Origin of the sequence: Tepidimonas sp. (assembly GCF_036824975.1) — a bacterium.
Taxonomy (GTDB): Bacteria; Pseudomonadota; Gammaproteobacteria; order Burkholderiales; family Burkholderiaceae_C; genus Tepidimonas.
In genome coordinates this window covers 1-7,902 of the sequence record NZ_DAISZC010000087.1, presented here as the reverse complement: position 1 = coordinate 7,902, position 7,902 = coordinate 1, and the positions used below count along the sequence as shown (strand labels likewise).

At 66.4% G+C, this 7,902-nt stretch carries 7 protein-coding genes; 1 reads left to right on the top strand and 6 read right to left on the bottom strand.

All coding sequences use genetic code 11. The annotated features are described in order from the left end of the window. Nucleotides 1-80: 80 nt before the first annotated feature. The 6 genes from gap to V7Z54_RS09040 form a co-directional block, all read right to left on the bottom strand. Nucleotides 81-1,103, bottom strand: coding sequence for a type I glyceraldehyde-3-phosphate dehydrogenase (gap, locus tag V7Z54_RS09065; RefSeq protein ID WP_334135996.1), 1,023 nt, complete (start codon nt 1,101-1,103; stop codon nt 81-83). Between the two features lie 69 nt (nt 1,104-1,172). Next, nucleotides 1,173-1,901, bottom strand: coding sequence for an HAD-IA family hydrolase (locus tag V7Z54_RS09060; RefSeq protein ID WP_334135994.1), 729 nt, complete (start codon nt 1,899-1,901; stop codon nt 1,173-1,175). Beyond that, entirely contained in the window at nt 1,898-3,931 is a 2,034-nt protein-coding gene (tkt, locus tag V7Z54_RS09055) for a transketolase (protein WP_443082465.1), read from the bottom strand. Before tkt ends, V7Z54_RS09060 begins: the two co-directional genes overlap by 4 nt. A gap of 50 nt (nt 3,932-3,981) precedes the next feature. Next, nucleotides 3,982-4,866, bottom strand: coding sequence for a phosphoribulokinase (locus V7Z54_RS09050; protein WP_334135993.1), 885 nt, complete (start codon nt 4,864-4,866; stop codon nt 3,982-3,984). A 131-nt stretch (nt 4,867-4,997) separates the two neighbouring features. Then, the gene (locus tag V7Z54_RS09045) at nt 4,998-6,080 is read right to left on the bottom strand and encodes a class 1 fructose-bisphosphatase (protein WP_334135992.1); all 1,083 of its coding nucleotides are present in this window, start codon (nt 6,078-6,080) and stop codon (nt 4,998-5,000) included. A 34-nt stretch (nt 6,081-6,114) separates the two neighbouring features. Continuing rightward, nucleotides 6,115-6,837 (bottom strand): HAD-IA family hydrolase, encoded by a 723-nt coding sequence (locus tag V7Z54_RS09040; RefSeq protein ID WP_443082466.1) that lies wholly within the window; start codon nt 6,835-6,837, stop codon nt 6,115-6,117. A gap of 114 nt (nt 6,838-6,951) precedes the next feature. Between V7Z54_RS09040 and V7Z54_RS09035 the strand changes: the two genes are divergently transcribed. Next, nucleotides 6,952-7,899, top strand: a complete 948-nt coding sequence (locus tag V7Z54_RS09035) for a LysR family transcriptional regulator (protein WP_334135988.1) — start codon at nt 6,952-6,954, stop codon at nt 7,897-7,899. Nucleotides 7,900-7,902 lie beyond the last annotated feature (3 nt).

The window sequence follows — 7,902 nt, the reverse complement described above, 5'->3', positions numbered from 1 at the left end:
ATGAAGACGCGGCGGCCAGACACCTGGCCGGCAGCACACAGGTCGGAGAAGCGCAAAAACGTTGCCATGGTGCGCCCCTCTTACAGCGACCGCCCCACCACGCGTGCCATCTCCAGGCACTTGTTGCTGTAGCCCCACTCGTTGTCGTACCAGGCCACCAGCTTGACGAACGTCGGGTCCAGCGCAATGCCAGCTCCGACGTCGAAGACACTGGTGCACGCCTCACCGCGGAAGTCGGTAGACACCACCGCATCCTCGGTGTAGCCGAGCACACCCTGAAGACCTCCTTCGCTGACCGGGCGCTGGCTCATCGCGCGCATCTCGGCGCAGATGTCGGCGTAGCTGGCCGGATTGTCCAGCTCGCAGGTCAGATCCACGACCGACACGTCGCTGGTGGGCACACGAAACGCCATGCCGGTGAGCTTTTTGTTCAGCGCCGGGATCACCTTGCCCACCGCCTTGGCCGCCCCCGTGCTGCTGGGGATGATGTTCTCCAAGATGCCGCGGCCGCCGCGCCAGTCCTTCGAGCTGGGGCTGTCCACCGTCTTTTGGGTGGCGGTGGCGGCGTGCACGGTGGTCATCAGGCCGCGTTTGATGCCCCAGCGGTCGTGCACGACTTTGGCCAGCGGCGCCAGGCAGTTGGTGGTGCACGAGGCGTTGCTGATGATGGCTTCGCCCGCGTACGCGGTGTGGTTGACGCCGTAGACGAACATCGGCGTGTCGTCCTTGCTGGGCGCGCTCATGATGACGCGCTTGGCGCCGGCCTGCAGGTGCTTGGCCGCGCCGTCGTGGTCCAGGAAGATGCCGGTGGACTCGATCACGACGTCGGCACCGATATCGCCCCAGCGCAGGTTGGCCGGGTCGCGCTCGGCTGTCAGCCGGATACGCTGGCCGTTGACCACCAGCGTGTTGCCCTCCACCGCCACCTCGCCGTCAAAGCGCCCATGCACGCTGTCGAACCGCAGCATGTACGCCAGATAGGCGGGGTCAAGCAGGTCGTTGATGCCCACGATGGTGACGTCGCCGCCAAAGTGGCGCACGGCGGCACGAAACACCATGCGGCCAATGCGACCAAAACCGTTGATGCCGATGCGCAGGGTCATGTCGGATTCTCCTCGGGGTTGTCAGTGATGCAAAAAACGATAGCGAAGTCTGGTCCGCCGCCGTGCTCCTCAGTGGGCCACCGGCACTGCAGCGGCCTCGGTCGGGTGGGCTGTCGCCAACAGCGCCCTGAAGTCGGGCACGATGCGGTCGGGTTGGGCGGCAGCGATCGGCTGCCCCATGTTGTAGCCATAGGGCACACACCACACGCTGATGCGTGCGCGCCGCGCAGTCTCGACGTCGATGGAGGAGTCGCCCACCAGCACGCAGCGCTCGCGCGCGATGCCAAAACGCAGCAAGCTATCCTCAACACCGAGTGGCTGTGGCTTTTTGACCGGCAGCGTGTCGCCGCTGATGACGCGGTCGAAGTAGCCGCGCAGACCGTGTGCATCGAGCACGCGATCGGTGTAGCGGCCTTCCTTGTTGGTCAGCACCACCAGGCGCGCGCCTGCGGCGCGCAGCGCCTGCAGCGTGGGCACCACGTGTGGATAGGGGTGGCTGCGCGTGCCGCAGCGCGCCTCGTAGTGGCGCGCAAACACCGCCTCCTGTGCGGCGAACGCCGGGTCGGCGCGCACGTCGTCGGCCGCGCGACCGGTGCGGTCAGCCAACGCCTGAATCAGCAACTCGCGCGTGCCGTGGCCGATCCAGTCGCGCACCGCCCGCAGTGTCACTGGAGCCAGGCCCAGCTCGGCCAGCGTGTCGTTGACCGCATCGGCGATTTCGGGCGCGGTCTCGACCAGCGTGCCGTCCAGATCGAACAGCCACAGGTCGAAGGGCAGCGAGGCGTGTGACGTCGTCACGACAGGCACTCCCGCGCGGCGTCGGCGACGCGCTCGGCCACCAGGCCGAAGTGGGTGTACAGCGCCGGCCCGGGAGCCGATTCGCCGAAGCAGTTGATACCGATAATGCGACCACGCCGGTCGACATACTTGTGCCAGAAGTCCGGGTGGGCGGCCTCCACGGCCACCACCGGCAGCGCGGGTGGCATTACGTGATCGCGCCAGTCGGCGGCCTGCCGGTCGAACACCGTGGTGCTGGGCAGCGAGACCACCCGCGCTGCGATACCCAGCTCAGCCAGGCGTTGTTGGGCCTGCAGGGCGATGGCCACTTCGGAGCCGGTGGCGGCCAGCACCACGCGCGGCTGGGACGCATCGCGCAGGATATAGCCACCACGTGCGATGGCGTCGGCCTGATCGGCCTGGGCAACGGCGGGTAGGTTCTGGCGCGACAGACACAGCGCCGTTGGGCCATCGCGCCGCTGCACGGCCTGCGTCCAGGCCACCAGCGTCTCCAGCGCGTCCGCTGGCCGCCAGACGTCCAGGTTCGGAATCAGGCGCAGGCTGGGCACGTGTTCGATCGGCTGATGCGTGGGGCCGTCCTCGCCCAGGCCGATAGAGTCGTGCGTGAAGACGTGGATGACGCGCTGCTTCATCAGCGCGGACATGCGCACCGCGTTGCGGCTGTAGTCGCTGAAGGTCAGGAACGTGCCGCCATAGGGGATGTGGCCACCATGCAGCGCCACCCCGTTCATGATGGCGGTCATGCCGAATTCGCGCACGCCGTAGCTGATGTGGTTGCCCCAGCGGTCACGGCCGACGGTGGTGCAGCCCTTGAAGTTGGTGAGGTTGGAGGCTGTCAGGTCGGCGCTGCCACCCAGCAATTCAGGCAGCACCGTGGCCAGCCGGTCCAGAGCCTGTTGGCTGGCCTTGCGCGTGGCAACAGGATCGCGCTGCTGCGCCACCTCGGCCACCCAAGCCGCCACTTTTTCCGACCAATCGGCGGGCAGCTCACCCGCCCAGCGGCGCTGCAATTCAGCCGCCTCGCGCGGGTAGGCGGCGGCGTAGGCGTCCCAGCGCTGGCGCCAGGCGGCCTCGGCCTGCGCGCCGCGCGCGCGCGCGTCCCATGCAGCGCGCACATCGTCGGGAATCTCAAACGGCGCATACGGCCAGTCGAGCGCCGTGCGGGCGGCGGCAATCTCGGCGGCTCCCAGCGGCGCGCCGTGCACGTCGTGCGTTCCGGCCTTGTTAGGGGCCCCCTGTCCGATCACAGTGCGGCAGCAAATCAGCGTGGGCTTGCCATCGGGCCGGGACGCCTGGGCACGCGCCAGCGTCAGCGCCGCATCCACGGCCGCCACGTCGTGCCCGTCCACACCGCGGATCACGTGCCAGCCGTAGGCTTCGAAGCGGCTGGGGGTATCGTCGGCAAACCAGCCCTCGACGTGTCCATCGATGGAGATGCCGTTGTCGTCGTACAGTGCAATGAGCTTGCTCAGCCGCAGCGTGCCGGCCAGCGAGCACACCTCGTGGCTGATGCCCTCCATCAGGCAGCCATCACCCAGAAATACGTAGGTGTGGTGGTCGACGACCGTGTGCCCCTCGCGGTTGAACTCCGCCGCCAGCAGCTTCTCCGCCAGCGCCATGCCCACCGCATTGGCCAGCCCCTGCCCCAGCGGACCGGTGGTGGTCTCCACCCCCGGCGTGATGCCGACCTCGGGGTGACCGGGGGTGCGGCTGTGCAGCTGCCGAAAGCGCTGCAGCTCCTGCATTGGCAGGTCGTAGCCCGTCAGGTGCAGTAGCGCATACAGCAGCATCGACGCATGCCCGTTGGACAACACGAAGCGGTCACGGTCGGGCCAAGCCGGGTTGGCCGGGTTGTGCCGCAGGTGCCGCCCCCACAGGGCCACAGCCATCTCGGCCATGCCCATCGGGGCACCCGGGTGGCCGCTGTTGGCCTGTTGCACGGCGTCCATGGCCAGCGCACGGATGGCGTTGGCCATGCGGCGCGCGATCGGCCGCGCCAACGGCGCGGGGGTTAGATCGGGTAAATTCATCGTTTAGTCTCTCTCAAAAGAAACGGGGGGCGTTAACGGGGGGCGTTGCCTTACGCCAGACCCAGCGCGCGCTTGCGCCGCTCCATCATGCGCCAGATGAATGGCGTGAAGATCAGCTGCATAGCCAGCTCCATCTTGCCACCGGGCACGACGATGGTGTTGGCACGGCTCATCCAGGAGCCGTCGATCATGCTCAGCAGATACGGAAAGTCTATCCCCTTTGGCTTGGCGAAGCGGATCACACAGACGCTTTCGTCGGCGGTGGGAATGTCGCGTGCGATGAAGGGGTTGGAGGTGTCGACCACCGGCACGCGCTGGAAATTGACGTGCGTCACCGAAAACTGCGGACAGATGTAGTTCACGTAATCGGGCATGCGCCGCAAAATGGTATCAACCACGGCTTCCTGACTGTAGCGGCGCTGGGTCTTGTCGCGGATCAGCTTCTGGATCCACTCCAGGTTGATCGAGGGTGCCACGCCGATGAGCAGGTCGGGGTACTGCGCGACGTTGACCTTGTCGGTCACCACCGCGCCGTGCAAACCCTCGTAGAACAGCATGTCGGTGTCGGGCGGCAAGTCCTCCCACGGCGTGAACGTCCCTGGCTCCTGCCCATAGGGTGCGGCCTCTTCCTCGTTGTGCAAATACTTGCGACAGCGTCCGCGCCCGGTTTCGGCGTAGGTGCGAAACAGCGCCTCCAGCTCCTCGAACAGATTGGCTTCGGGGCCGAAGTGGCTGAAGTGGTGGTTGCCGCGCGCCTCCTCCTCGGCCATGCGCTGCCGCATTTCCTTGCGGTCGTAGCGGTGAAAGCTGTCGCCCTCGATGATGGCCGCCTTGACGCCCTCACGCCGGAAAATGTTGGCAAACGTGCGGGTGACGGTGGACGTCCCGGCTCCTGAGGACCCCGTGATGGCGATGATGGGGTGTTTTTCGGACATGGTCAAAACCTCCTGAAATCGCTACGCAAGAAACGGTTGGTCAGGCACGGGGGGCAGCGGGGCGGCGAAAACACCGGCGGCGCAGCAGCGGCTGCGGCGCCGTCCGCTCCCGTCCGCCGCACGCCACGGGTTCAGTCGCGAAACAGTGAACGCTCGGCAAACAGGGGGTTGTCGTCGCGCAGCGGTGCCGGCTCACGGTGATAGCGTTCGATGCGCTCGACCTCGTTTTTCGAGCCGAAAACCAACCCGATGCGCTGGTGCAACCCAGTGGGCTGCACCTGAAGAATCGGCTCGCGTCCGGTGCTGGCACGGCCACCGGCCTGTTCCATCAAAAAGCCCACCGGATTGGCCTCGTACAGTAGGCGCAGCCGTCCCGGCTTGGTCGGATCCTTGGTGTCGCGCGGGTACAGGAAGACGCCGCCGCGCATCAGGATGCGGTGGGCTTCGGCCACCATCGAAGCGATCCAGCGCATGTTGAAGTCCTTGCCGCGCGGACCGGTCTTGCCCGCCAGGCACTCGTCCACGTAGCGCTTGACCGGCGGCTCCCAGAACCGGCTGTTGGAGGCGTTGATCGCAAACTCCTGCGTGTCCTCGGGCACGCGGATGTCCGGGTGCGACAGGAAAAACTCGCCCAGGTTCGGATCGAGCGTGAAGCCGTGCACGCCGGTGCCCACCGTCAGCACCAGCATCGTCGACGGCCCGTAGAGCGCGTAGCCTGCTGCCAACTGCTGGCAGCCCGGCTGCAGAAAGTCCTGCGCCGTCACATCCCGCCCGCTGTCGATGACATCCTGCGGCGCGCGCAGGATGGAGAAGATGCTGCCCACCGACACGTTGACGTCGATGTTGCTGGAGCCGTCCAGCGGGTCGAACACCAACAGGTACTTGCCGCGCGGGAAGTGGGCCGGAATCTGCCGCGGCTCGTCCATTTCCTCGGATGCCATGCCGGCCAGATGACCGCCCCATTCGTTGGCCTGGACAAACAGCTCGTTGCTGAGTACGTCGAGCTTTTTCTGTTCCTCGCCCTGCACGTTGAAGGAGCCGGCTTGGGCACCGAGCACGCCGCCCAGCGCGCCCAGGGCGACACTGCGGGCAATGGCCTTGCAGGCCAGCGCCACATCCAGGATCAGGGCGTTGAAGTCGCCACTGGCGCTGGGAAAGCGGCGACGCTGCTCGATCAGGAACTGGGTCAGGGTGGTGCGTTGGCTCAGAGGCATGGTTCGGACTTGGACACTCTGGGTTGAGGGAAGATTACTGGGCATGGGCGCACGCACTGGCGTGCCATGCGCGCAGGTCGTCGGGCGTGACGCCCTGCAGCGAAGGCAGTATGCGCAGCGCGCCGGTGAAATCGTGGTGCGCGGTAAAGGCATTGGGCGTGACCACCGTGGGCAGACCGGCCGCGCGGGCAGCCCGCAGCCCATTGGAGGAATCCTCGAACGCCAGTGCCTGCGCCGCGGGCAAGCCCAGCCGCTGCAACGTCTGTAGATAGACTTGGGGATGCGGCTTCTTCAGCGGCGCGGTGGAGGCGTCCTCGATGACCTCGAAGGCCAGTTGCCAGTCCGGCCCCATCGCAGCGCGCAACAGCGCGGCGATGTTCACCGGCGACGTGGTGGTGGCGATGGCCAGCCGCAAGCCTGCACCGCGCGCGGCCTCGATCAGCTCCAGCACCCCTGGGCGCAGCCGCACCGCACCGCTGCGCACACGTTCCTCATAGTGGGCAGTCTTGAGTTCGTGCAGGTGGGCAATCCAGGCATGCAGCGCGGTGCCGTCGATGTCCTGCACCTCGGCGTTGACGCTGCGCCAGTAGTGATGGATGCGCTCGCGCCCACCGGAGACCTCCAGCAGCTGCGTATACAGAGGCACGTCCCACACCCAGTCCAGCCCTTCCTGCGCAAAGGCCGCGTTGAACGCCTCTAGATGGACCAGCTCGGTATCGGCGAGCGTGCCATCGACATCGAAAATCAAGGCAGACAACATCGGCGGTCATCCTTTCAACACCCGCATCGGCGGGCACATGCAGCAACTATAAAAATCCGCTGACATAAGGTAAATTCACGATTGCTTCAACATCGATTCATTGATTACTGAATGTCAGTCCGCAACGCCACCTTCCGCCAGCTGCGCGTCTTCGTCGAAGTGGCGCGCCACTTGAACTTTGCCCGTGCAGCCGAGTCGCTGCACCTGACGCCGCCCGCGGTGACGATGCAAATCAAAGAGCTCGAAGGACACGTGGGCCTGCCCCTGTTCGAACGCCAGGGCCGGCGCGTGGCGCTGACCACCGCCGGCGAATACATGCTGGTGTATGCGCGCAAGGTGCTGGCGACGTTGAAAGACGCGGAGGATGTGGCGGCACGGCTGCAGCGGCTGGAGACCGGGACACTGACCATCGGCATGCTGGGCACGGCGCAGTACTTCGTGCCGGCGCTGCTGGCCGAATTTACGCGCGAACACCCCGGGCTGGACGTACGCCTGGTGCTGGGCAACCGCGAGCAGTTGGTGCAGATGCTGCGCAATGCCGAACTCGACATCGCCATCATGGGCCGTCCACCCACCGAGCTAAACGTGCGCGCCGAGCCTTTTGGCGCCCATCCACACGTCTTCGTCGCGCCCACCGACCACCCGCTGCTGCGCATCGGCCATCCGACGGTGGCGTCCCTGCTGCCCTACGGCTTCATCGTGCGCGAGCACGGTTCGGGCACGCGCGCCCTGTTCCAGCACTTTTTCGAGCGCCAACACGAAGAGCCACGTATCGCCATGACGCTGCCCAGCAACGAGGCTATCAAGCAGGCGGTGATGGCCGGCATGGGGCTGGCGCTGCTGTCGCTGCACACACTGAAATTGGAACTGGAGCATGGCCGCATCGCGCGCCTGGACGTGGAAGGCACGCCAATCGTGCGGGCGTGGCACGTGGTGCACACGCTGGCCAAGCTGCTGTCGCCGGCGGCCGAAGCGTTTCGCTACTTCGTGTTGGAACGTGGCGAGGCGTTTCTGGCCGAGCGGTACGGCCCCCTGCTGCCGCTGGCCCGCGTGGGTTGACCG